Raw genomic sequence first — 24,195 nt, forward strand, 5'->3', positions numbered from 1 at the left:
GTTTATAAGGTTTTTATCTCCCTACAAAGAGCTAAAAATTCCTCCCCATATCTCTCAAACTTAACCTCGCCTACTCCATTTACGCCCAGCATTTCATCTTTTGTTTGGGGAAGTTTGTTTATAAAGTCAACTAAAGTTTTATCTGAAAAAACTATATATGCAGGGACTTCATCTTTTGTGGCAATCTTAGCTCTAAGAGTTCTAAATTTCTCAAATATCTCATCATCAGCAGTAGTTAAACTCTCTTTTTTGGCTCTCTTTGACTTTAGTTGCATCTTATGTTTATCTATCTCAACTTTAACCAAACCCTTTAATATATCAGCACCATATTTTTTAAGTTTTATGGCTCTAAATTCGCCTATCTCTATGGCATCTAGCTCAAAGAGTCTATCTCCTATGGCACTCCAAATATCTTTTGATATATCCTCGCCTCTACCGTAAACTGAGAGTTTATCATGCCCAAATTCTAAAACTCTTTTAGCCTTAGAGCCTCTTAGGACATCTATAAGATGAGTAAGCCCAAATCTTTGCTCACACCTGTAGATGCAAGAGAGAAGTTTTTGTGCTTCTGTTGTGATATCTACTTTCTCAACACTTCCACGCCTACAGTTATCACAAACATCTTCGCAACTATCTATCTCATCATCAAAATACTTCGCTATGAGTTTGTGTCTGCACTCACTTGAGTTTGCATAGCTGTACATCTTTTTTAGTTTGTTATAGAGCAGTTCTTTATACTCTTTGTTCTCAAGCACATCAATAAAAGAGCGCATCTTCAAATCATCGCCCTTGGAGTAGAGTAGCAGAGTCTCAGCAGAGAGTCCATCACGCCCAGCACGTCCAATCTCTTGGTAGTAGTTCTCAACCGTCTTTGGCATACTCATATGTACTACAAAGCGGATATTGCTTTTATCTATGCCCATCCCAAAAGCAATAGTTGCGACTATGATGTCAACCTCTTCATAGATAAACTCTTTATAGACTCTCTCTCGTACCTCGCTTGAAAAGCCGGCATGGTAAGCTCCAACCTTATAACCTTTTGTTTTTAAAAAACCTGCAACTGCTTCTACATCTTTTCTACTAAAAGCGTAAATAACGCCACATTTTGACTTGTGTTTAGAGATAAAATCAAGTAGTTGAGCTCTACCATTTCCTAATCTTTGTTGTGAGCTGATGGTTAGGTTTTCCCTTAGAGTCTTAGCACGAAGAGAGAGTGCATTTGAGAGTTTTAGAGTTTTTACTATATCTTCTTGAACTTTGTGCGTTGCAGTTGCCGTAAAAGCTGCGATGCTAACATTACTAAATATCTCTTTGAGCATAGAGAGATTTCTATAGTCAGCTCGAAACTCATGCCCCCACTCACTCACACAGTGAGCCTCATCTACTACAAAGAAGTTAATCTCTACTCTTTTTAAAAGTTCTACAAAACCATTTGCACTAAGCCTCTCTGGCGCTATATAGAGAAGTTTTATATCATTTGCTAGAAGTCTTGCGGTAATACCCTGTATCTCGTTAAAGTCTTGAGAGGAGTTTATCATCTCAGCTTTGATGCCATTTTTCTTTAGCGCATAGACTTGGTCTTGCATAAGGGCAATAAGTGGAGATATGACAATAGTAACCCCATCCATCATAAGTGATGGAAGTTGATAACAAAGAGATTTACCGCCACCTGTTGGAAGTATGGTTATGAGGTCTCTCTTTTGTAAGATGGCTTCTACTGCTTGCTCTTGATAGTTTTTAAAACTTTCATGTCCAAAGACTCTCTTTAGTAGCTTATCTCTCAAAGACATCTACTCTTTTTATCCATAACTCTTCCCCAGCTTTTTGCCATTTTTTATCTATAAAATATCCTGTTATCATAACAAAGTTTTGAGTCTTAACATTTGATGTAAAAGATCTACCTTTTTCCCACACATAAATCTCCTCTTTATCAAGCGTGCTATAAATCTTGCTATCATTTTTAAGCCTAAAAGTGGTTGGTTTTGTTTTTACTATTACTTCTTCTTTTTGATTTTCTTTTATAACGTTGATATTTTTTGGCATCAAAGTTGGAAATGTATTGTCATCTTTTACCACTACTTTTGGCTTTTTTTTGCGCTTTTTTTCTAAAAGAGCTAGTTGATTTTTCAAAGCTTTTATCTCTTGTTCTTTGATTTTTACTTGATTTTTGTACTTCTTTATTTCATCTTTTAGTTTTTTATCTAAATGGCTATTTTTAGCTTTTAGAGTCTTTATAGTTTTCTCATGATTTTTGCTATGAGTCTCTTTTGTCGCCTCTACTTTTAAAGCACCTTTTGACTCCAAAGCTCTTTGGCACTCTGCATATTCAACTCTAAGTTTTGTTATATCATTTATGATGGACTCTATTCGTTTTAGTTCATCCCCTTGGAGTAAAGAGAGTGTTAAAAAAAGTAAAAAAAGAGGCTTCATTTTTGCTTACCTTTTCTTAATAATTTTGCTCCCATCTCAACATGGTGAGTATAAGGAAATTGATCAAAAAGGGCCATATCTACAACTTTATGAGTCTTGCAAAGTAGCTCTAAGTCTCGTAAAAGTGTCTCTGGATTGCAAGAGATATACAAAATATTGTCATATTTTGATGCCATCATACAGGAGGTCTCATCCATTCCAGATCTAGGTGGATCTACAAAGATAGTGTTTATATCATAAGAGTCTATATCTATATCCTTCATTCTGTTAAACTCTCTTTTTCCTTCTATAGCCTCAGTAAACTCTTCTACGCTCATTCTTAAAAACTCAATATTTTTGACCTCATTTAAGAGCATATTTGTTTTTGCAGCATTTATAGAAGACTTTGATATCTCTGTAGCTAGAACTTTTTTAAAAGATTTTGCAAAAGGAATTGTAAAGTTGCCAGCTCCACAATAAAGCTCTAGCAAATCTCCATCACAAGTCTCTAGTGACTCTGTAGCCCAAGAAATCATCTGCTCATTTACCTTAGAGTTTGGTTGGGTAAAACTATTTTCTATATAGTTAAACTTATAAACCTCGCCATTAACGCTTAGATGCTCAGTTACAAAGTCTTGACCAATCACTAGCTTTTGCTTGCGACTTCGCCCTATAATAAAGATGTCAAGCTCATCGGCTATCTCTTTTGCTTTTATAAGCCACTCATCGCCCAGTTTTCTATGATATATCAAAGAGACTACAATCTCACCACTACTTGAGCTTAAAAAATCCGCTCCAAAAAGTTTAAAAGCTATATCTTTTTCTTTTATAGCAACTAATAGTTTTGTCATAAGAGATGCAATATGCTCGCTTACTTGAGGGCACTCATCTACTAAAACTATGCCCTTATGTTCTAAGTGATTCATCGCATAGAAGATATCTTCATCTTTATGCCAAACCTTAAACTCACTTCTTGAGCGATAGTGTGAAGTTGGGGATTTAAAAACAGACATATCTCCAGCGTAAAAAGATTTAAATCTATCTTTATTTAATTCTAACTTATCCTTTAGCTGTGATTCATATCCGCCCTCATATACTCTACAAGCTCCACACTCTCCAAAATACTTACAATCCATCATTTTCCTACTTTATCGTCGCTATTAGGTTACCTATAAGCAAATTCCAACCATCTATTAGAACAAAAACAAGTATCTTAAAGGGTAGTGATATCATAACAGGTGGGAGCATCATCATACCCATAGACATAAGTATAGATGCAACAACCATATCTATAACTAAAAATGGTAAAAAGAGTAAAAAACCAATCTCAAAAGCGGTTTTTAGCTCACTTATTACAAAAGCTGGAATGATTACAGAGAGAGGTACATCTGCAATAGTTGCTGGATTTTGCATCTCTCTTATCCTAAAAAACAGAGCCAAATCTTTTTCTCTGGTATTTCTAACCATAAAGTTTTTAAATGGAAGAGCCGTTTTATCAAATGCCTCTTCATAACCGATTTTTTCTTCAATATATGGTTTAATTCCTACATCATAAGCTTCTTTTCCAATAGGCTCCATCACAAAAAATGTTAAAATCATCGCAAGCATTACAAGAAGTTGAGTAGGAGGTACTTGTTGAGTTCCTAAAGCTTGTCTTAAAAAGCCAAAGACTATGACAAAACGAGTAAATGTCGTCATCACAAGTATCATACTTGGAGCTAAAAAGAGAAGTGTTAAAACTACTAAGACATTTAGCGAACTTACAAGTTGCTCTGGAGTATCAGGAGCTGATAGAGCAAAGTTCATAGTGGGAATAGTTACAGCTTCTGCGCCAAGTATAGATGCTAAGGCTAAAAGAGTAAAAAAGATTCTTATCATTACTCAGCTGTTGCCTTATCTAAGATAGATTGTTTAGCTTTTGCTTCATCATCTCTCTTACTGCCATAAAAATGTAACTCAACTCTGCGGTTCTTTTCTCGCCCAGCCTTTGTTACGTTTGTAGCTAGTGGTGTATACTCAGAAAATCCTGCTGCACTAATTCTTTTTGGATCAACTCCATCTAAGATAAGTTCTTGAAGTACAGAGATAGCACGAGCTGATGAGAGTTCCCAGTTATCTTTATATACGCTATCTTTTCCCGGAGCTAAGTTATCTGTATGACCTTGGACACTCACTAACATAGCGTTTGGAAGCTCATCAACTATCAGGGCTACTCTTTTTAAAAACAAAAGTGCATCTTCATTTTCTATGGTTGCACTTCCAGATTTAAAAAGTAGTGAAGCTGGAAGCTCTATAACAAAACCCTCTTGAGCCTCTTCAACTGTAATAGCAGGTCCGTGACCTTTATCTATCATCTCATTTGCATCCATTGCAGCTTGAGTTATTCTATTTACTGCTTCTGAAGTCTCATCTTTAGTCTCTAGAGGAGTTGACTCTTGAATTCTTCTTTTTGAGATTTCAGTCTTTGTTCCACCTTCTAAAACACTCATAGCACCAGAGAGTGAGCCGATAGCTTCAGAGATTTTTTTAGCATCCATGCTCGACATAGAGAGAAGTAAAACAAAAAAACATAGAAGCAGGGACATCAAGTCTCCAAAGGCTGCTAACCAGTTAGGAAGACATCTCTCACACTCAGGACATTTGTTCTTTTTAGCCATTATCTACTACCCATCTCATTAGTCAAACTGACTAACTCTATCTTTTGGAGCTAGATAAGCTAAAAGTTTAGCCTCTAAAACACGAGGTGCATCTCCTGACTGAATAGACATGATACCAGAGAGTATCATCTCTTTAATTAGGGTCTCTTCATTGTTTCTAATACCTAAGATTATCGATATTGGAGTTCCCACAACATTACCAATAATGGCACCATACATCGTAGTAAGAAGTGCAACAGCCATAGATGGACCAATAGCAGATGGATCAGCCATGTTTAAAAGCATCGCAACAAGACCGATAAGTGTTCCAACCATACCCATAGCACCAGCCAAAGCTGCCCACTGACTAAACATAGTGCCATTTACCCTATGCCTCTCACTGGTTCTCTCCATGTCTATCTCAAGCAACTCCCTTATAGTATCTGGTTCACTTCCATCTATCGCCATTGAGAGACCCCTTCTTAAAAACTCGTTTGGTTCAGCATTTACTTCACCCTCAAGAGCTAAGATACCGTCTTTTCTTGCCTTTGTAGCAAAATCAACTAACTTTTTTATAAGTGCTACTTCATCTTCAATAGTTGGCTTAACAGCAACCATAAAGACTTTTGCAAAGTTTTTCATTTGTGCTGGTTTAAAAGATATCAGTAATGAACCAATACTACCACCAACAACTATTAAAATAGATGGGATGTCTATATATGGACCTACACCCACACCCATTGACATAGCACCTAGTAAAAGAGCTAAAACCAGAACTATACCAATAACCGTACCTAAATCCATTCAAATACCTTAAGAGTAAATATTGCGGTTATAATACCACAAAAAATATTATACACTTATCATTTATCAAAAAATCTAGAAAATTAAAAGGCTAAAGATGTGAGTTTCTTACAAAATATGAAACTTCTTTATATCACTATTTTAGACTCTTCAACAACTTTTAGCTCATTTCCATCAGGCTATATAACTACAATCTTCGCTACTTTTACCTATCTTGTGTTACTATTTCTTAAATATATCTATTTATGATTTAGTATAGTCATTGTGCTTTTTTGAAGTAGAGTTTTAGCAAATAGCCATTTTGTTAATGCTATCTTAGCAGGAGTTATGGTTGGGGTGCTCTCAACTATGTTTTTGTACTCAATAGTTTGAGTTTATTTTTTGTGAGAAGATAATTGAAAAGTTTTTTCAAAACAGTTTTAAAGTTAGTTTTTATTGCAGTTTTACTATATGGTATTGGCAGATTTGGCATAATAACTTATGATAGCCATGTTTTTGTACCTCGTGCACCTTATACTGTTATGCAAACGCAAGATTCCATAACCATAAAATGGCACACTCCAGAGTTTGAAGTAGGCTCAATAGAGTATGGTTTTTTCTCAGATTCACTTGATAATACTCTTAAAGACGCTAAAAAAACTAAAAAACACTCCATAACTATATCAGGCTTAAATGAATGCACAAAATACTACTACAAAGTCTTATCTGCTTCTATGTCCATAGACAATGAAGATAGAAGTTTTAGAACACTTTGTAAGGAAAAAGAGACTCAAAGACTATGGGTTATCGGGGATAGTGGTAAGGCAACAGCAGACCAAACAAAAGTTTATACTGCAATGCTAGACTACATCGAGCATGACTTCAACAACCTTGATATGTGGATACTTTTAGGTAATAATGCTTATAACAATGGTAGTCAAAAACAGTACAATGAGAGCTTTTTTAAGCCTTATGCAAAACTACTAAAAAGATTTACTCCTTGGGCAGTTATCGGAAAATATGATGCTAAGAGATGGGCATTTTATAACATATTTGACTTTCCTACAAAGGGTGAAAGTGGTGGAGTGCCAAGTGGTAGTGAGAAATTTTACTCCGTTGAGAGTGGTAACCTTCACTTAGTTATGCTCGATAGCGAAATGTACCGTATAGATAAAAATTCAGACTTAGCAGCGTGGTTAAGAGAGGACTTAAAGAAAAACACAAAACCGTGGGTTATTGTAGCACTTCACACCCCTCCATATACAGATGGTGGACACAACTCAGATAGCCATAGCAAAATTAAAAAAATCAGAGAAAACTTAGTTCCTATCTTTGATGAATTTGGGGTAGATTTGGTTCTAAGTGGAAACTCACATGGCTATGAGCGCTCAAAACTTATGGTCAATCATATAGGTAAAAGTGATACTTTAGGCAAACATAACATAGTTCAAGATGCAAAGAGCTGCTATACAAAACCTATAAAGCCAAGTAAAAATAGCGGTACTATTTATCAAGTTTGTGGTTCATCTTCAAAACTAGATAACGCCTCTTTAGAACACCCTGCTCTTCCTTTTGCCTTTAATCAAATGGGCTCGCTCATCATAGATATAACTCCAACTACGCTTAACTCAAAGTTTTTAAGTATAGATGGAGAGATTTTAGATGAGTTTGTCATCAAAAAAGACAAATCATCTTGCAAATAAAATATAAAATAGAGGAAATATGAATAAAAAAGATTTAAGTATAGTAATTTTAGCAGCTGGAAAAGGCAGCCGTATGAAGTCAACAAAAGCAAAGGTGCTCCACCACATAAGTGGCAAACCAATGCTTTACCACATCATCAAATCTTCACAAGAGATTTCAGATGACATAACAGTAGTTGTAGCACATCAAAAAGAAGAGGTTATAAAAGAGATAGGCAAGTTTTTTACCAACATAAACTTTGTTATCCAAGATGCACAAAACTTCCCTGGAACTGGTGGAGCCATGATGAACATAGAGCCAAAAAGAGACAAAGTTTTAGTCTTAAATGGTGATATGCCACTTATAACAGCAGGGGCACTCAGTGGCTTTTTAAGTAGTGATGCCCAGATTATCATGTCTATCTTTGAGTTAGAAGATCCTGATGGATATGGTCGTGTTATCATTGAAGATGGCGAAGTTTTAAAGATAGTTGAACATAAAGATGCAAGTAAAGAAGAGTTAAAAGTAAAAAGCGTAAACGCTGGAGTCTATGCTTTTAGTTCATCTGTCCTTAAAAAGTACATCCCTCTTCTAAAAAATGACAATGCTCAAAGAGAGTACTACTTGACTGACATAATCTCATTAGCTAAAGCAGATGCCATCAGCATCTCACCTCTTTTAGTAGATGAGGGACATTTTAAAGGGGTAAATTCTAAAGAAGATTTAGCCCAGTGTGAAGTTGTTATGCAGGATAAAATCAAATCTCACTGGATGAGAGAGGGAGTTGTGATGCAGCTTCCTCATACTATCTATATAGAGGAGAGTGTTAAGTTTGAAAAAGAGTGTATTGTTGAAAATAACTGCCGTATAACGGGAGATACTCTTATCTCAAACTCTCACATAAAATCCTCAAGCGTTATAGAAGATAGTCGCATCATAGATTCAGATGTTGGTCCATTAGCCCACATTCGACCAATGTCACAGCTCAAAAACACGCATATAGGAAACTTTGTAGAGGTTAAAAAAAGCTCACTTATAGGCGTAAAAGCTGGACATCTAAGCTATATTGGTGATGCAGAAGTTGGAGAAGGTACAAATGTCGGTGCTGGCGTTATTACTTGTAACTATAATGGCGTAAACAAATATAAAACCATCATAGGAAAAAATGTTTTTATCGGAAGTGACTCACAACTTATAGCGCCACTTATAGTTGAAGATGATGTTATGATAGCCGCAGGTACTACAGTAACTGGTTCTAAGATACAAAGCGGGGTTTTAGCCATCAGCCGCACAAAACTAAAGACTATTAAAGATTTTTATTACAAATTTTTTTCAAAAGCATGATTTATAAAACTTATATAACTTTTTTTAGGTACAATTCATCTTTAAGAAATTTATATTCTAAGTAACGGAAAAAATATGAATAATTCAACTCTACAAAATTCTGCACATTCAAATACTTTGCAGTTGATCCTTTTTGCTCTAGGATTTGTTTTAGAAGTCTTTATATTTGACTTCTCTCCTCTTATGGTAGGAATTGTAATAGTGCATATCCTCTTAGCACTATATCTTCGCTCTCAACTACTTCTACTAAAAGAGGCAATTGAGAAAACTACTAACTCTATGACGAAACTTAGTCATGGAGACTTTGAAGTAGCAGCTCCAGAGATAGGTAAAGCTGAGATATATGAACTTGGGGTTGAATTTAACTCTATGATAAAACAGTTAAAACACTATATGAAAGAGACTGTAAAAGCCATTCAGATAGCAGAAGACACTTCAAACTCTTACTACGCTGATACAACTGGACTTAACCCTACTCTAACGCAAGCAACTCAAGCCATCAACAACTCAGTTAAAACCATAGAAGATGGATACAGAGCACAAGTAAGAGGTAGCTTTAGTGAAAAACTTCATGATTTAGGTGGAGGAATCTCACATGGTTTAACTATTATCCAGCAAAATCTTTTAAATAACTCAGAAGAGGTAGACAAGATCTCCCAAATGTCAGATAAAACTTCACAAGAAGCAAACAGTAGCTTAGAGACTATGGACAGTGTTCTTGGCTTGTTTGGTGATCTTAGCCACAAAATAGATGCAACAAGTAACAATATAGACTCTCTCTCAGAGAGATCAAATGAGATCTCAGCCATTGCAGATATCATCAAAGATATTGCAGAACAAACAAATCTTTTAGCACTAAATGCCGCCATAGAAGCTGCACGTGCAGGTGAGCATGGACGTGGATTTGCAGTAGTTGCTGATGAAGTGCGAAAACTTGCAGAGAGAACTCAAAAATCAACTCAAGAGATATCTATAACTATCCAAACTCTTCAACAAGAGACACAAGAGATTCAGTCAAACTCACAAGAGATGGCAGACATTTCACAAAATGTTACTAGCACTATAGATGATTTTGCTATAACACTTAAACAGTTTCAAGCAAATGCCCAAAATTCGGCTGAATATGCTAGTTTTATACGTGATTCACTCTTTATGGTTCTTGTAAAGATTGACCATATTTTATTTAAATCAAACGCCTATACTTCGGTACTGTCTCACGAGGTTAAAGCTCAGTTTGGTGATCATACGCAGTGCCGTTTAGGTAAGTGGTACCTAGCAGATGGAAAAGAGAGGTATGGACACACTAAAAACTACTCAGCCATAGATACACCTCACGCAAAAGTTCACTCAAATGTTATTAAAAATATAGAACTAATGAACAATAGCACTATTTTTGAAGAAAATATTGAGGATGAAATCATTAACAACTTTAAAAATATGGAAAATGAGAGTGAAAAATTATTTGAAATTTTAGACTTAGTTGTAAATGAGTTAGACCCTACAAAAAGAGTAAATAGCTAATCCGTTGAAGATAATTTTTCTGTTTTTTTTAGCTTTAAATTATCTTGGAGCATCAAACTTTGATGTTAAAAAAATCCAAGATGAATTTTTTTCTAAAGTCATTCTAAAGCCCTTTGATACAAGAGAAAAACTTATAGCAAGAGAGAAAAAGTTTAGCATAGATGCCATCTACTGGCAAAGAGCAAAAAAACATCTTCTAAAGTACAAAGAGAAATTTAAAACCTCTCAGTTTATCTCTTTTGTAGATTTAAAAAAACAGGTTTTTATATTGGTTTTATATGACGCAGAAGTCGATGACTTCTTTGCCATTGGCTTTGACTTTATCTCTAGTGGAGATATGAGTAGAGAAGCAGAAGTAAAAAGCAGAGAAGATCACTACTTTAAAACTCCATCAGGACTCTTTAGCATCAAGAGTGGTTGGCGCTCAAAAGGCGAGATGCTCGATGATAATGTAACCCTTCCTTATGGAAAAAAAGGTAGTTTTGTTTTTTACTTTGGAGAGCAAAGCAGTGTCCGCTACAACACCTTTGATGTAAATGGTAAAAAGATAAAAGATATAAAAAAGCATAAACTCATAAGAGATAAACTAAAGTTTGCCCTTCATACTCACAAAAGCTCACTAGAGTTTGGAGTAGCTCGTTCACACGGCTGTATCCGTATGAGCGAAGAGTTAAATAGTTTTTTAGATAATAACCTTGTCTTTTTTAAGCATCTCTACAAAGGCAAAAAGTGGATTCATCCATATAAAAAACCACCAAAACATCCAAAAAATCACCCTCTTGCAGGAGAGTATCTACTAGTGGTAGATTCGGTAGATTAGAGCTTTGTTCTTAAGAGTTCTTTTAGCTCTCTTATCTCTAGATGTAACTCTTTTAACTCCAAAGAAAAGCCCTCATCATGTGAATGAATCTCACGTACAACACTTTGTGTCTCATCCTTGTTTATCTCACTCATAGCATCTACTACAATAGCAACTATAAGGTTAACCATAATAAAGGTCACCATAAATATAAATGGCACAAAAAATATCCAGGCATATGGGTGAACCTCCATAATAGGTCGCACTATTCCCATTGACCAAGACTCTAGCGTCATAATCTGAAAGAGTGTATAAAAAGACTCACCTAGTGAGCCAAACCACTGTGGAAAAGTCTCGGCGTATAACTGTGTAGCCATGATTGCAAAGATATAGAAAAACAGAATTAAAAGTGCAGCGATGGAGAGCATTCCAGGTATTACACTAATGAGCGCCATTACTATTTTTCTCATCTGTGGAACTACTGTTATAAGTCTAAAGAGCCTAAATACTCTTAGTATTCTAAAGATTTCAAATCCACCAGTTGATGGCATCAAAGAGATAGCAACTATAACAAAGTCAAAAAGACTCCATGAATCTTTAAAAAATTCTACTCTATGAGCATAGATGCGAAGCAATATCTCTATAGTAAAGATAGTAATAACTAACTTGTCAAATATATGAAACAATAAGCCATAGTCCTGCATAATCTCTTTTGAAGTCTCAAACCCCATAATAACACCATTAATGATGATAAGAGCCATTATGAAGTTTTGAAACTTTGAATCTTCTACAAAACTTTTTATTCTTTTTTGCATTTAAATCCTCTTGGGTTAAATTTTTTGGGATTCTAGCAAAAAAAGATAAATTTTAGAGCTGTTGTGCACTAATAGGTTTTGAAAAAAAATAACCTTGAAAATATTTACATCCTATCTCTGTAAGTTTTTGGTATTGCTCTTTAGTCTCTACCCCCTCAGCAATGACTTCTAAACCAAATTTCTTTCCTATGGTTATGATGGTTTTAATAATAATTTCATCATTTTTATCAGTAGTTAAATCTTTTATAAAAGATTGATCTATTTTTAATTCATTTATAGGTAGTCTTTTGAGATAAGACAAAGATGAGTAACCAGTTCCAAAATCATCAATAGAGAGAGAAAATCCCATCTCTTTCAACTTATGAAGTCTATCTAAAACTTTATCAACATTTTTTATTAATAAACTCTCAGTTAGTTCTAGTCTTAACATATTTGGATGAATACCATTTATATCAACAATATTTTTTATAGTTGATACAAAACTATCCATCTCAAACTGTTTTGAACTTACGTTTATAGAAACTCTCCAACTTTTTTTAACTTTCTCGCTCTTCCATGTTTTTATCTGCTTACAAGCCTCATCTATAATCCATTCTCCAAGGGGAATAATAAGCCCACTCTCTTCTGCTAAAGGTATAAACTCAGCAGGTGAGATCATACCTCTTGTAGGATGATTCCATCTAATAAGAGCCTCTACTCCTACAATCTTCTCTTCTTGATTTAAAAAAATTTGTGTTTGATAGTGCAAGTTCATTTGGTTTTGCTCTATTGCCTCTTTTAAACTCTCAGTTAGTTTTATTTTTTCATCCATTATCTTTTGTAACTTTGGATCAAAAAAGCAAAAAGTATTTTTTCCATTTCCTTTTGCATTGTACATAGCATTATCAGCATATGAGATTAACTTATCAACAGATGTACTCTCATCGTTAAATAGCTTAATACCTATACTCGCACTCACTCTAAACTCATAGTTATCTATAAAATATGTCTCTTTTAAACTATCAAGAATTTTTTGTGATATTTTTTCAAATACTCTCATTGCAAGTGTTTCATCTTTTTTACTTGTCTCTACTAAAACAATAAATTCATCTCCTCCTATTCTTGATATTACACTTTTACTTTTTATGGTTTTTTTTATTCTGCGTGAAGCTTCTATAAGTAACTTATCTCCTATACTGTGTCCAGACTTATCATTAACTGCTTTGAAATTATCTAGGTTTATAAATAACAAAGCACTGTAAAAACCTTTTTGATGATTTTTTTTCATAGTGCTTGAAATAGATTTTTTCAAAAGTGTTTTATTGGCTAGATTTGTTAGAGAGTCATAATTTGCAAGCCTTTTGATCTCTTCTTCAAGTTTTTTTTGTTTAGTTATATCTATACCTACTTGAATTTTTGCTTTTTGATTATCTCTCCATTCTACAATGCAATCATTAAATAAATAATACCGTCCATTGATAGGGTTTTCATTTTCCCACTCAAATGTAGTTCCTACTGCTAAAGGATTTGGTTGCTTATATTGCTCAAAAGGACAGAAAGAACAAGGTGTTTTTTTATTTTTTTGAAAAGTCTTATAGCAGGTTTTTCCTATAAGATCGCCAAATTCTTTTATACAGCTATTGTTTGCATATAAAATCTCATGTGTTTCTAGGTCAATTGCACAAATTAGAGTTTCTTTATTATTTACAATCATCTCTACCTCTCTAATGGTAATAAATCCAATAATTCAAAAAGTTTTTTACTTGAAGACTCTGCAGTATTAAAATTTTTTATAATTTTCTCAGCATCATTACAGATACCATTTTTTATACACTCTATAGCATCTATTATATTTTGATGTACCAACTTGTGAGGACTAAGCATATCTTTATAGCTTTTTGTATGCCCAAACCTATCTTTACCTATTCCACTATCATACCATTTTCCTAGTCTACACTCATGATGATTTGAAAAATGTGCTTTATCATCTTCATGGATAAAGGCACTATAAGCATTTGCTTTAAATAAGAGATGATCAAGTTTAACTAAACCTATAAATGTTTCATCAAGTATACTATCTATAGAGAGTGCGATTTTTTCGCCATCATTAGCAAATTCTTGAAGTGTTAATTCAAAGTCGTTTGTCAGGCTTTCAGATTTTTGGGCTATTGATGTCATTGTTTCAGATTTTTTGGCTATGTTATGTGACTCTTGTTTTAATGTATTTATGGTTATTTCAACTTCTTTAGTTGCCTTTTGCGTTCTCTCTGCTAGTTTTCGCACCTCATCAGCAACTACTGCAAATCCTCGTCCGTGCTCACCTGCTCGAGCTGCCTCTATAGCAGCATTTAGTGCTAAGAGATTTGTCTGGTCTGCTATATCGTTTATAAGCATCATTAAAGATGAGACATCATTGATACCCTCGGTAAGTCTTGAAACACCTTCATTAGACTCAGCGATTGACTCCATTAAGTTTCTTAAATTTTCAGAGATTGAAAAGACACTTTTTCTTGATCCAAGTGATGAATTTTTTGAATGCTCTTGCATATCAGTTAGGAGGTCTATATTTCCAGCAAAATCTTTTTGAATAATACCTATATTGCTCGTACAACCTGACAATAATAAATCAACAAGTGTCTCTTTTAGCTCTGAACTTTTTGCATGTTTTTTAAGTCTATCAACTTCCTTCTGCAAAGCCTTGTTTTTTACTATATAATCCTGAGTTGTATTTTGTAATTTATTATTTTCAGTGACGAGTTTTTCTATCTTTATATTTAAATCATCCCTTTTTTTTAAACTAAACATGAACTTCCTTTATTTAACCTATAAGTTAATTACTAACAAGTAATTGACCCATGAATTATAACCTTATATAATATTACGCATTATCACAATTATACTAATTGATAATTAAATAAGTGTTAAAAATATTACTAAAGGATCTATGTTGAGCATATTTGACAATTTATGCATTGTTGATGATGATGAAGTTCAAAATTTCATAAAACAAGTTTCAGCAAATATAAAAAAAGAGAGGCAACTAAAGGGAGTTACTCAGCTCGAGTTAGCTCTGATGATAGGACAAAAATCATCAGCTTTTTATGCCAATGCTGAAAATTCTGCTAAAAACAGAAGGTTTAACTTAGAGCATATATACAAAATATCTAAAGCTTTAAATGTTGATGTGGAGAAGTTTTTTGCATCTTCTTAAATATAAAAGCAAGGTAAGATATTCCACCTTGCTCTACTATAACTATTCTATACTAAATTGTTTACTCTTAAGTATAGTAAATTTTGTTAACTCTTTTTCATCTTGAAGATTTAGTTTTTTAACTGCTTTTGGGTTTACAAGATAGTAGCCTAAGCTTACTTCTACTTTGTCACCACTCTTAAGAGCATCGCTATAGTTTACAACTCTTTTCTCATTAGCTTTTATCATAGTGTCTTTTATAACTTCAGTTGCTAACCACGGCATAGATGGCTTGCCATCTGTTCCTATGATTCTTACAAATGAATGAGTTTTTAACTCTATATGCTTAGAGTCTCTAGTAAGTGTTACTCTTAGCTGCGCAACCCTTAGAGGATGAGTCATAAAGTCGTGTGGAGCTTTGTTTTCTATAACCACCTCAAAACCATTAGCCACTTTTTTAAACTCTAACTCAACATATTTGCTTAACATCTCAGGATTCACTCTAGCTCCAGCAAAACCGTGATAAGTGTGTTGCTTACTCTTTCTTACAGTTGTTGCTGTCCCATCTATCTTTGGCATATGACAAGAGATACAGTTTGACTCTTTGTCTTTTGCACCATCTTCGTCTATGCTACAAACTGCAAACTCATGTGAGTTTTGTCTGTGTGAGTGGCATCCCATACACATTTGACCGTTATAAAAAGCTTCATTTGTATAGTCTATATCATGATAAGCTGAACCGACTGTAGTTTTGTTACCCCACCAAGAGCTTGTTGTTTTATGCTTAACTATTTCACCCTCTCTGCCCTTCTCTGCTGAGTAAAACGTTTTATCTTTGTCTGAATAAATATTTTTGTTTGACTTTGCATGCTTTTGGACACTCGTAATAGTGTGACAATTAAGACAAGTAATGCCCTCTTTGTGGGTTTGTCCATCTGTCGTATTTGGTGTGTGACACTTTGCACAAGTGTAATTATCTTTAGCCTTTAATGGATGTTTATCCCAGACTGCTTTATGAATCTTGTCTTCATATATAGAAGATTTTTTATGCATAGAAGATTCAAACTCTTCAACTATAGTTGGATGACACTTATGACATGTAGCAGTATCTGCAGTGTTTGCAAAAAGTGTTAAGCCAAGAGCTAGTATGTAAAATATAGCTTTCATATAAATATTCCTTTTATTAATTATAAGTTGTAATCTTATCAAAGATAATAATATTTAGCTTGATATGTGTCAATATATAAATCTTCTCATAGAGAAATTTGGTATAATCCATAAATATTTCACTAAGGCTCGTTTTATGCTTATTCCTCCACACTTACTAAAAGACAAAAAGATACTCTTAGGTGTTACTGGTTCTATTGCCGTATATAAATCACTTGAGCTGACAAGACTCTTTGTAAAAGCTGGAGCCGAGGTAAAAGTGGTGATGAGCGAAGCAGCTAAGAAGTTTGTAACACCGCTTAGTTTTGAGACACTCACAACAAACAGAGTACTAGATGACACAAATGAGTCATGGGTAGATGAACATAACCATATAAAAACAACTCAGTGGGCAGATCTGTTTGTTATTGCACCTGCTACTGCAAACACTATAGCAAAACTTGCTAACGGTATTGCTGATAATATGCTTCTTCAATGTGCATTGGCATTTTCAAAACCAAAAATCATAGCTCCATCAGCAAACACTGTCATGCTTGAGAACCCTTTTACAAAAGCAAACCTTAAAATGCTCTCTATTGCAAATTATAGCGTAGTAGATACTCAAACAAAAGAGTTAGCTTGTAGGACTGTAGGTGATGGTGCGATGGCTGATGTTTTAGATATATTTTGGCATAGTGTAAAAATCTTACTACAAGATGATTTTTGGCAAGATAGAAGAGTTATAGTCACAGGTGGTGGGACAATTGAGAAGATTGATGATGTAAGATTCATATCAAACTTTTCAAGTGGCAAGATGGCATCCGCACTTGCCACTGCCCTTTATTGCAAAGGTGCAGATGTAAACCTTATATCTACAAAGTTTGAGTCAAATATCCCAAAAGATATGTATACTATAGATGTAGAGAGTTCAGCTGAGATGATGGAGTATCTTGTAGACTCTATACGCATAGCAAAAAAAGGTAAGCTCTCAAAACCGACTCTCATGAGTGATGATGCGATATCTTTGATACAAAAAAAACCATACCTTTTTATGGCCGCTGCTGTTAGTGACTATGTAGTAAAACATACACAAGAGGGCAAACTAAAAAAAGCAACTTTAGGTGAAGAGTTTGCACTAGAGTTAAAACAAAATCTTGATATCTTAACAACTATAGATAAAACAGATATAACGACCATTGGCTTTAAAGCAGAAGTAGACGCTAGCGGTGCTATAAAAAACGCTTCAAACATGATAGATAGTAAGGGTGTTGATGCGGTATGCTTAAATATTCTAAAAGACTCATCAAGCTTTGGAAGCAACACAAACCAGATAGACTTTATAACTCCAAACACTATAGAGTCTTTAACTTTAGATGACAAACTAAGTCTATCTTTTGAGATTTTAGATCATGCTAAAAAACTCTAATATAAACAGAGCAAAACACATAGCCATTATTATGGATGGCAATGGTCGATGGGCAGAACTTAGCGGTAAAAAAAGAGTAAAAGGGCATGAAGCTGGTGCAAAAGTTGTAAAAGATGTAACTGCATACTGTGCAAAAAACAGAGATGTAGAGAGACTTACTCTTTACGCTTTTTCAACTGAAAACTGGAAAAGACCTCGCTTAGAAATCGAGTTTTTGATGAAACTTTTAGAGAGATACTTAAAGGATGAACTCATAACATATTTAGCTAATAATATCCGTTTTGAACCCATAGGTGACATAAGAGCCTTCTCAAAGTCACTTCAAAAGACTATACAAAGAGTAAAAGATGAGACTGCTCACTGTGATGGACTTATACAGTCTTTAGCACTTAACTATGGTGCTCACGATGAAATCCTAAGAGCTGCAAACAAGCTAAAAGAGTATGAGGGAGATATTACTGAGGAGATGCTATCAAACACGCTTGATTGTAAAGATAGCGTTGATTTGCTTATTAGAACGGGTGGGGACAAAAGACTCTCTAATTTTTTACTTTGGCAATCAGCCTATGCAGAACTCTTTTTTACAAATACGCTTTGGCCTGACTTTACAACTACAGAGTTAGAGAAAATCATAAAAAATTTTACAAAAATACAACGTCGTTTTGGAGGACTATAATGCTTCTAGTGGCGTTTATATTAGGCTTACTCTTTGGCTCTTTTTTAAATGTAGTCATACTTAGAATTCCAAAAAATGAAAGTGTTGTTTTTGGTGCATCACACTGTTATAGTTGCAAAACTTCGCTAAAACCTTGGCACAATATCCCCATCATCTCATGGATATTTTTAAGGGGCAAATGCTCATATTGCTCTGCTAAAATATCCATGCAATATCCCATCATAGAGTTACTATCTGGACTTATCTTCTTAGTAATTGCAGCTAAATTTACGTTAACACTACCAGCTCTTTTTATAGCTCTTAGTTTTTTAATGCTCCTAGCACTTTCGATGATAGATTTTCGCTATAAAATGGTTCCTGATTCACTAAATTTATTGGCTATCTTTTTTGCAATACTAGGAGCGTGGAGTCTAGATGGAATACTTTTAAACCTACAAAACGCCCTACTTTTTGCGGGTGGTTTTACCCTTCTTAGATTTGCACTTTCATACTATCTAACTTCATCTATATACAGAGCAGCGCAAAAGAATAAAACCTCTTGGAACAAGTTCTATGATAGAACTCCATTTATCGAAGCTATGGGAGAGGGAGATATTATGGTAGCAGCTACTATGGGAGCTCTGCTTGGTGTTAAACTAACGCTTGTAGCTATATTTTTATCAGCTCTTTTGGCACTTCCTGTTATGCTATTGGTATTAAAAAGAAGTATTGAGCAGCAGAGAGTTCCTTTTGTGCCTTTTTTAGCGTTAGCCTCATTTATAGTCTATATCTTTGACTCTCCTATCTTAGCTTATATCGAGGCAACTTACTGATATGCATAAACTAAAAAACTACATAAACGACAACTTTTACATACTCTTTTTATCTATGTTTATACCTCTGTTTGCTATAGCAACAGTTGTATTTATGATAAAGTTAGCGACATACACAGCCGTTATACAGCTTAACATCTTGGATATGACAAAGTTATTTCTTTTTGTGCTTCCTGAAATTCTGTTTTATACACTTCCTATAACATTTTTCACAGCAGCCACGCTTACACTTTTTAGACTCTCAACTGACAATGAAATGGTAGTGTTATTCTCTCTTGGTATCCATCCAAAATTTATATTAAAGATACTTTTAAAACCTGCCATTACCCTAAGTCTTTTGCTGGCTTTTAACTTTCTTGTACTTATTCCTCATGCAAAGACGCTCTCAAGCAACTTTATCTCTTATAAAAAAAGTGAAGCAAAGTTTAACCTAAGTGCATCAGAATTTGGTCATAGTTTTGGTAGTTGGCTTTTGTATATTGGTGCAGATAATCAAGATGAAACTTACTCGGATGTTATCCTTTTTAACAAAAATATAGAAGAAGAGATCATCATTAGTGCCAATCGAGCCGAAATCATCAACAATGCTGGGATACTTAGGCTAAAACTTATAGATGGAGAGGGTTATAGTTACTCTAAAGAAAAGTTTTCACAAATTAGTTTTGACACTATGTTTATAAATGATACTATGACTACAGACCTATCAGTTTATAAAACACCACTGGAGTACTGGCTCTCAGATGAGAGAAAAGATAAAAAAAAGCATAAGATGATAACCAATACTCTTTTGAGTATCTTTCCTATTCTTAGTCTATATTTAGTTGCTAGCATCGGTATAGCCCATGTAAGGCATCAAAAAGCTAGACTATATCTATATCTTTTTATAGATATTGTTATCTACTACGGAACTACTCTATGGCTTCAAAAAGCACTTGGCTACTATACTATCCCAGCAGTTTCTCTAACTTGGCTTATAGTGACTTATGCCATCTATAAAAAGACCATTTTAGCTAGGTTTTAACTTATATATGCGATGCGCTATAACTCTCTCTTACAATGGAACTCATTTTCTAGGTTCACAAGTACAAAAAAGTTCCACAAATACTATAGTAGGAACCCTAGAAGCAGCTCTTTTAAAACTAGGGATTGACTCTAAGATTGTTGCATCTGGTAGAACTGACAAAGGAGTTCACGCATCTGCTCAGGTTTGTCATCTTGATTTACCACAATTTTGGAATGACTTAGAAAAACTAAAAAGAGTTTTAAACTCCATGCTCCCTCCTAGCATCTTAATCAAAAGCGTAAAAAAAGTAGATGATTCTTTTCATGCAAGATATAGCGCTAAAAAAAGAGTCTATAGATATATGATAAAAGTAGCTAAGAGAAACCCATTTGAAGATGATTTTGTAACTTTTGTTGACTCACTAGATTTTAAAAAGATAGAGAAAAATATAAAGCTTTATAAGGGAAGACATAACTTTGCTAACTTTATGAAGGTGGGAAGTGATACAAAGAGTAGCATCCGAGAAGTTTACAAAGCCTTTGCCTATAGACACAAAGGCTTTATAGTTTTGCACTTTGAAGCAAATGGATACTTAAGAAGTCAAATCCGTTTTATGGTAGCTGGACTTTTAAATCTAGATAAAAATGAGATCAAAGAGTCTCTAGCTTGTAAAAAGAAGTACAAACTAAAGCCAGCGCCTAGCAATGGACTTTACTTAGCAAAAGTTAAATATTAAAGCCACTCTTTTTTAAGCTTTAAACTATCTTTTAAATAAAATAGACATTTTAAACAAAACTAAGTACAATTTCGACAACTATAAGGATTAAGATAGATGCAAATATTTGGAAAGTACTCAACAAACTTTGATATGGACTACTTAGTAGAACAATATATTTATTTTAATGAGAGTGATGAAGATGAAATCACTACCGATGAGCTTGAAATTCTACTCAAAAAAAAGAGAAAAAATGTAGCTGGGACTATCATACTTTACAACCCTGAAACAAGCCCAGTAGGCTTTAAACTTAGTAGATTTTTAAAAGAAGATGGCTTTGATGGGTATGATAAATTTGTTACACTTAATGAATACCCTATGAGTTATGTTATAAATGCAGGACTTAAAAAAGTATATCCTAAAAAACTTGTAGAGATAAAGTACCTTTTTTCACTTAACAGAGAAAACATAGAACCAACACCCATCTTAGAAGAGTTTGATGCTGATTTAGACAAGTTCAACTCGAACCAATACACAAGATACGATAAAAAATTAAACTATCTTGATATCCCAAACATTAGACTTAGTGGTAAGTTTGTCTTTTTTGGCTCTGGTCACAAGCATGACAGACACCATAAAGCTATCATCGCCTATGTTAGAGCCTTGTCTGCTCAAGTTCAAAAGTTAGATAAAAATATAGTATTTATGTATGACAATAACCATGATGAGGATGAAGCTCTAGAGATTGGCTACTTTTTATCTCCACTAGCTTTAGGAAAAGCAAAAGAATTAAGAGCAAAAGGTTTTAAAGAGGCTTTTAAAACGATACCACCAAAAGTTCAAAAGCTATAATTAAAAATTTTCAAAACCAAGAACAAATTCTACTCTCTTTTGTACATTAGCTCTTTTAGAGGCTACTTTTTCTTTTTCTATCTTTCTAAGGCGAGGAAGCAACCCTTTAGAGTTAGCTACTTGTATGGAAAGTCCTGGTCTTGCATTTAGCTCTAAAAGCATAGCACCTTTGTTTTTATCGAGTACTATATCTGCACCTAAATAACCAAGATTAGTCATATCATAACAGCTACATGCTAAGAGTAGAAGTTCCTTCCAATTGTCTATTTTTATACCATCAAAACTATGTTTTGTATCTGGATGAATAAGAATTTTTTCACTATTCATTACAGCGTTTATTGGCTTACCTGTTTTGATATCAAGCCCAACGCCAACTGCTCCTTGATGCAAGTTCGCTTTGCCATCTGACGCTTTTGTAGAGAGACGAAGCATAGCCATCACAGGATAGCCTTGAAAAACTATGATACGGATATCGGGAACACCTTGATAAGAGTAATCATCAAACACGGCATCTGCTTCTATCAAAGTCTCTACAAGTGCGACATCTTGGTCCCCAGAGAGTGAGTAAAGTCCTGCTAAAATATTTGTAACATGCTTCGTTACCTCTTGAAGTCCTATAACCATACCACTCGATTTGATAAAGCCGTCACCATCTCTACCTTTGATAACCAAAATCCCTTTACCACCAGAACCACATGCTGGTTTTATAGCAAAAGAAGAGATGTTTTTTAGCTTTTCTAAAAGTCTATAAACATCATGTTGATATCGTACAACAAAAAGAAGCTCAGGAGTATTTATACCATACTCTTGTGCTAAGAGTTTAGTTTGAAGCTTATTATCTACAAGAGGAAATAGTTTGCGGTCATTGTAGCGACTGATAAACTCAATATTGCGACTATTCATCCCCAATATTCCTCTTCTCTTAAGTGTAAAAGGTCCTATGAAGTTTAACATTTAAATATTTTTAAACTCACGGAAACGACGAAGTTCTAAGAGTCTATAACCGGTATATCTTCCCATTAAAATCATAAGTGCAATAACTATAAGATGAAGCTCAGGAAAGTTAAAAAATAGATGTGCTACATATCCATTGATCATCGCCATATAAGCAAGTATCGCAACCAAAAGACTTCCACTTCCTTGTGTTAAAACCTCTTTTGCACCCTCTTCTTCCCATAGTATAGACATTCTTTCTATTGTCCATGCAAGGATTATTATAGGGAAAAATGCTACACTCATCCCAGTATTGAATCCCATCTCATACCCTATAAGAGTCATAAATGCGACTAAAAATATAACGATAACTATGATAGTAGCAATCCTAGAAACTAGTAAAAGGTTAAGATTTGAGAGGTAACCTCTAAGCAGAAGTCCGATAGCAACAAGAACAACAAAATTTAGTAGTCCTAAAAAGAGTGATGTTTGTAAAAAGGCCATAGCGATAAGCACAGGCATAAATGTTCCAGAGGTCTTTACGCCAATGATTAGACGCATAAAAACAGTTATGAGCGCACCAATAGGTAAAAGAAGAAGCATTTTAAAGATACTTTGTTCCTCTATTGGCAAACGATGAACGCTAAAGATACCAAATCCACTCTCATCAAAATGAGCCTTTGCAAGTTCAAGTGCTGGCATATTTTGCTTAACCATTGAAAAATTTACTGTTGCATTTGTTCCACCTACAACATCTATGAGTGATTTTCCACCTCTTGTCCACAAAAGGAAGTTTTTGTTTACATCTTGTAGTGCATTTTTTGGATCAAATAGTATCCACTCACCTTTATCCAAAACTTCTATTACAGAGGTGAGTGCTTTATTACGCCTTGCATCTTCTAGTTCTAGTGCAAGAGATACTCTATGCACAACTCCTGCATCAGTTAAGAGTTTACTAAGCACATCCATATAGTTATGCTTAAGTAAAAGCAGAGAACTATCATCTCTTTTTTCTATATTTTTAAGAATTTTAATAAGCTCTCTGGTAAAAGTGATATTGTTACTTGATTTTGCATATGCAAGGTCGAGTATCTCTTTTGCAGCTATCTGCTCAGAAGCACTCCATAAAATATCATCTTTAGGATTTAGTTTTGACTCAACTTTGTTTAAAGGCAGATCATCTGTGAAGTCTTGAACAATCTGTGCCTTATAGTAGAGGACCTGTTTTCCTTTTGCTTGACGAATGCTCCACTCTCCACGCTTGATGCCATCTTTTTGCACCATACTAAAACCATACCCAGCTGAGACACTCTGCTCAAAATAGAGTTTATATCCTGAAGTATCCTCAGGTAAAGATAAACTAACAGTTATAGGCGTGTTGTTTTGTGCTTTAAACTCCACTCTTGCTTCAACCATCCAAACATCTTTTTTCTCACTTGATAAAAAAGGAATCTGCGTTTGTTCATGTCTCAT

General features: G+C 34.4%; 23 protein-coding genes and 1 pseudogene. 11 read left to right on the plus strand and 13 right to left on the minus strand.

Going from position 1 to position 24,195, the window contains the following annotated elements; translation table 11 throughout:
- Positions 1-2: 2 nt before the first annotated feature.
- Genes recQ through M947_RS13705 form a run of 6 tightly spaced genes read right to left on the minus strand, consistent with a single transcriptional unit; the run spans position 3 to position 5,849 of the window.
- The gene (recQ, locus tag M947_RS13680; protein WP_021286598.1) at positions 3-1,790 is read right to left on the minus strand and encodes a DNA helicase RecQ; all 1,788 of its coding nucleotides are present in this window, start codon (positions 1,788-1,790) and stop codon (positions 3-5) included.
- Positions 1,774-2,430 (minus strand): hypothetical protein, encoded by a 657-nt coding sequence (locus M947_RS13685; protein ID WP_021286599.1) that lies wholly within the window; start codon positions 2,428-2,430, stop codon positions 1,774-1,776. The genes recQ and M947_RS13685 overlap by 17 nt, the downstream gene beginning before the upstream one ends.
- Positions 2,427-3,545, minus strand: a complete 1,119-nt coding sequence (trmA, locus tag M947_RS13690) for a tRNA (uridine(54)-C5)-methyltransferase TrmA (protein WP_021286600.1) — start codon at positions 3,543-3,545, stop codon at positions 2,427-2,429. The genes M947_RS13685 and trmA overlap by 4 nt, the downstream gene beginning before the upstream one ends.
- 7 nt (positions 3,546-3,552) lie before the next feature.
- Positions 3,553-4,287: a flagellar type III secretion system pore protein FliP gene (fliP, locus tag M947_RS13695; RefSeq protein WP_021286601.1), complete on the minus strand. Its 735-nt coding sequence runs from the start codon at positions 4,285-4,287 to the stop codon at positions 3,553-3,555.
- Positions 4,287-5,066: an OmpA/MotB family protein gene (locus M947_RS13700; protein ID WP_021286602.1), complete on the minus strand. Its 780-nt coding sequence runs from the start codon at positions 5,064-5,066 to the stop codon at positions 4,287-4,289. The genes fliP and M947_RS13700 overlap by 1 nt, the downstream gene beginning before the upstream one ends.
- Before the next feature lie 18 nt (positions 5,067-5,084).
- Entirely contained in the window at positions 5,085-5,849 is a 765-nt protein-coding gene (locus M947_RS13705) for a motility protein A (RefSeq protein ID WP_021286603.1), read from the minus strand.
- A gap of 395 nt (positions 5,850-6,244) precedes the next feature.
- Here M947_RS13705 and M947_RS13710 point away from each other — a divergent pair, with 395 nt between their 5' ends.
- The 4 genes from M947_RS13710 (at position 6,245) to M947_RS13725 (ending at position 11,196) form a co-directional block, all read left to right on the plus strand.
- Positions 6,245-7,531 (plus strand): purple acid phosphatase family protein, encoded by a 1,287-nt coding sequence (locus tag M947_RS13710; RefSeq protein WP_021286604.1) that lies wholly within the window; start codon positions 6,245-6,247, stop codon positions 7,529-7,531.
- A 19-nt stretch (positions 7,532-7,550) separates the two neighbouring features.
- The gene (gene glmU, locus M947_RS13715; protein WP_021286605.1) at positions 7,551-8,855 is read left to right on the plus strand and encodes a bifunctional UDP-N-acetylglucosamine diphosphorylase/glucosamine-1-phosphate N-acetyltransferase GlmU; all 1,305 of its coding nucleotides are present in this window, start codon (positions 7,551-7,553) and stop codon (positions 8,853-8,855) included.
- A 75-nt stretch (positions 8,856-8,930) separates the two neighbouring features.
- A complete protein-coding gene (locus M947_RS13720) occupies positions 8,931-10,376 on the plus strand; it encodes a methyl-accepting chemotaxis protein (RefSeq protein ID WP_021286606.1) in 1,446 nt (481 codons plus the stop codon).
- A gap of 4 nt (positions 10,377-10,380) precedes the next feature.
- Positions 10,381-11,196 (plus strand): L,D-transpeptidase, encoded by an 816-nt coding sequence (locus tag M947_RS13725; RefSeq protein ID WP_021286607.1) that lies wholly within the window; start codon positions 10,381-10,383, stop codon positions 11,194-11,196.
- Here M947_RS13725 and M947_RS13730 read toward each other — a convergent pair.
- The 4 genes and pseudogenes from M947_RS13730 to M947_RS23830 all read right to left on the minus strand — a co-directional run.
- Positions 11,193-11,990, minus strand: coding sequence for an ion transporter (locus M947_RS13730; protein WP_021286608.1), 798 nt, complete (start codon positions 11,988-11,990; stop codon positions 11,193-11,195). The two genes, M947_RS13725 and M947_RS13730, sit on opposite strands and share 4 nt — an antisense overlap.
- 52 nt (positions 11,991-12,042) lie before the next feature.
- The gene (locus tag M947_RS13735; RefSeq protein WP_021286609.1) at positions 12,043-13,683 is read right to left on the minus strand and encodes an EAL domain-containing protein; all 1,641 of its coding nucleotides are present in this window, start codon (positions 13,681-13,683) and stop codon (positions 12,043-12,045) included.
- Between the two features lie 2 nt (positions 13,684-13,685).
- A complete protein-coding gene (locus M947_RS23825; protein ID WP_245541245.1) occupies positions 13,686-14,117 on the minus strand; it encodes a CZB domain-containing protein in 432 nt (143 codons plus the stop codon).
- A pseudogene (locus tag M947_RS23830) lies at positions 14,100-14,774 on the minus strand (methyl-accepting chemotaxis protein); the annotation flags it as partial. The pseudogene M947_RS23830 and the gene M947_RS23825, both read right to left, overlap by 18 nt.
- Before the next feature lie 139 nt (positions 14,775-14,913).
- On the opposite strand from M947_RS23830, the gene M947_RS13745 reads away from it, so the two are divergent.
- On the plus strand, positions 14,914-15,180 hold the full coding sequence (locus M947_RS13745) for a helix-turn-helix domain-containing protein (RefSeq protein ID WP_040765824.1): 267 nt from the start codon (positions 14,914-14,916) through the stop codon (positions 15,178-15,180).
- Between the two features lie 42 nt (positions 15,181-15,222).
- Here the strand turns inward: M947_RS13745 and M947_RS13750 are convergent, their stop codons facing one another.
- Positions 15,223-16,326: a multiheme c-type cytochrome gene (locus M947_RS13750; RefSeq protein ID WP_021286612.1), complete on the minus strand. Its 1,104-nt coding sequence runs from the start codon at positions 16,324-16,326 to the stop codon at positions 15,223-15,225.
- Between the two features lie 136 nt (positions 16,327-16,462).
- Here M947_RS13750 and coaBC point away from each other — a divergent pair, with 136 nt between their 5' ends.
- From coaBC to M947_RS13780, 6 genes are all read left to right on the plus strand, one after another.
- Entirely contained in the window at positions 16,463-17,731 is a 1,269-nt protein-coding gene (gene coaBC, locus M947_RS13755) for a bifunctional phosphopantothenoylcysteine decarboxylase/phosphopantothenate--cysteine ligase CoaBC (protein WP_021286613.1), read from the plus strand.
- Positions 17,715-18,407 (plus strand): di-trans,poly-cis-decaprenylcistransferase, encoded by a 693-nt coding sequence (locus M947_RS13760; protein ID WP_021286614.1) that lies wholly within the window; start codon positions 17,715-17,717, stop codon positions 18,405-18,407. Before coaBC ends, M947_RS13760 begins: the two co-directional genes overlap by 17 nt.
- Positions 18,407-19,219 (plus strand): prepilin peptidase, encoded by an 813-nt coding sequence (locus M947_RS13765; RefSeq protein WP_021286615.1) that lies wholly within the window; start codon positions 18,407-18,409, stop codon positions 19,217-19,219. Before M947_RS13760 ends, M947_RS13765 begins: the two co-directional genes overlap by 1 nt.
- Position 19,220: 1 nt before the next feature.
- Positions 19,221-20,240: an LptF/LptG family permease gene (locus M947_RS13770; RefSeq protein WP_021286616.1), complete on the plus strand. Its 1,020-nt coding sequence runs from the start codon at positions 19,221-19,223 to the stop codon at positions 20,238-20,240.
- A 7-nt stretch (positions 20,241-20,247) separates the two neighbouring features.
- Positions 20,248-20,958, plus strand: coding sequence for a tRNA pseudouridine(38-40) synthase TruA (gene truA / locus M947_RS13775; RefSeq protein ID WP_021286617.1), 711 nt, complete (start codon positions 20,248-20,250; stop codon positions 20,956-20,958).
- Between the two features lie 96 nt (positions 20,959-21,054).
- Positions 21,055-21,789, plus strand: coding sequence for a hypothetical protein (locus M947_RS13780; RefSeq protein WP_021286618.1), 735 nt, complete (start codon positions 21,055-21,057; stop codon positions 21,787-21,789).
- Here the strand turns inward: M947_RS13780 and M947_RS13785 are convergent, their stop codons facing one another.
- Positions 21,790-22,743: an alpha-L-glutamate ligase-like protein gene (locus M947_RS13785; RefSeq protein WP_031347806.1), complete on the minus strand. Its 954-nt coding sequence runs from the start codon at positions 22,741-22,743 to the stop codon at positions 21,790-21,792.
- Positions 22,744-24,195, minus strand: a complete 1,452-nt coding sequence (locus tag M947_RS13790) for an inactive transglutaminase family protein (protein WP_223175379.1) — start codon at positions 24,193-24,195, stop codon at positions 22,744-22,746.

The organism is Sulfurimonas hongkongensis, from assembly GCF_000445475.1.
Lineage (GTDB): Bacteria > Campylobacterota > Campylobacteria > Campylobacterales > Sulfurimonadaceae > Sulfurimonas > Sulfurimonas hongkongensis.

Excerpts from the sequence above, each read along its gene's own strand:
- recQ (WP_021286598.1), bottom strand. The coding sequence starts at position 1,790 with ATGTCTTTGAGAGATAAGCTACTAAAGAGAGTCTTTGGACATGAAAGT.
- M947_RS13685 (WP_021286599.1), bottom strand. The coding sequence starts at position 2,430 with ATGAAGCCTCTTTTTTTACTTTTTTTAACACTCTCTTTACTCCAAGGG.
- trmA (WP_021286600.1), bottom strand. The coding sequence starts at position 3,545 with ATGGATTGTAAGTATTTTGGAGAGTGTGGAGCTTGTAGAGTATATGAG.
- fliP (WP_021286601.1), bottom strand. The coding sequence starts at position 4,287 with ATGATAAGAATCTTTTTTACTCTTTTAGCCTTAGCATCTATACTTGGC.
- M947_RS13700 (WP_021286602.1), bottom strand. The coding sequence starts at position 5,066 with ATGGCTAAAAAGAACAAATGTCCTGAGTGTGAGAGATGTCTTCCTAAC.
- M947_RS13705 (WP_021286603.1), bottom strand. The coding sequence starts at position 5,849 with ATGGATTTAGGTACGGTTATTGGTATAGTTCTGGTTTTAGCTCTTTTA.
- glmU (WP_021286605.1), top strand. The coding sequence starts at position 7,551 with ATGAATAAAAAAGATTTAAGTATAGTAATTTTAGCAGCTGGAAAAGGC.
- M947_RS13720 (WP_021286606.1), top strand. The coding sequence starts at position 8,931 with ATGAATAATTCAACTCTACAAAATTCTGCACATTCAAATACTTTGCAG.
- M947_RS13730 (WP_021286608.1), bottom strand. The coding sequence starts at position 11,990 with ATGCAAAAAAGAATAAAAAGTTTTGTAGAAGATTCAAAGTTTCAAAAC.
- M947_RS13735 (WP_021286609.1), bottom strand. The coding sequence starts at position 13,683 with ATGATTGTAAATAATAAAGAAACTCTAATTTGTGCAATTGACCTAGAA.
- M947_RS13745 (WP_040765824.1), top strand. The coding sequence starts at position 14,914 with ATGTTGAGCATATTTGACAATTTATGCATTGTTGATGATGATGAAGTT.
- M947_RS13750 (WP_021286612.1), bottom strand. The coding sequence starts at position 16,326 with ATGAAAGCTATATTTTACATACTAGCTCTTGGCTTAACACTTTTTGCA.
- coaBC (WP_021286613.1), top strand. The coding sequence starts at position 16,463 with ATGCTTATTCCTCCACACTTACTAAAAGACAAAAAGATACTCTTAGGT.
- M947_RS13760 (WP_021286614.1), top strand. The coding sequence starts at position 17,715 with ATGCTAAAAAACTCTAATATAAACAGAGCAAAACACATAGCCATTATT.
- M947_RS13765 (WP_021286615.1), top strand. The coding sequence starts at position 18,407 with ATGCTTCTAGTGGCGTTTATATTAGGCTTACTCTTTGGCTCTTTTTTA.
- M947_RS13770 (WP_021286616.1), top strand. The coding sequence starts at position 19,221 with ATGCATAAACTAAAAAACTACATAAACGACAACTTTTACATACTCTTT.
- truA (WP_021286617.1), top strand. The coding sequence starts at position 20,248 with ATGCGATGCGCTATAACTCTCTCTTACAATGGAACTCATTTTCTAGGT.
- M947_RS13780 (WP_021286618.1), top strand. The coding sequence starts at position 21,055 with ATGCAAATATTTGGAAAGTACTCAACAAACTTTGATATGGACTACTTA.
- M947_RS13785 (WP_031347806.1), bottom strand. The coding sequence starts at position 22,743 with ATGTTAAACTTCATAGGACCTTTTACACTTAAGAGAAGAGGAATATTG.
- M947_RS13790 (WP_223175379.1), bottom strand. The coding sequence starts at position 24,195 with ATGAGACATGAACAAACGCAGATTCCTTTTTTATCAAGTGAGAAAAAA.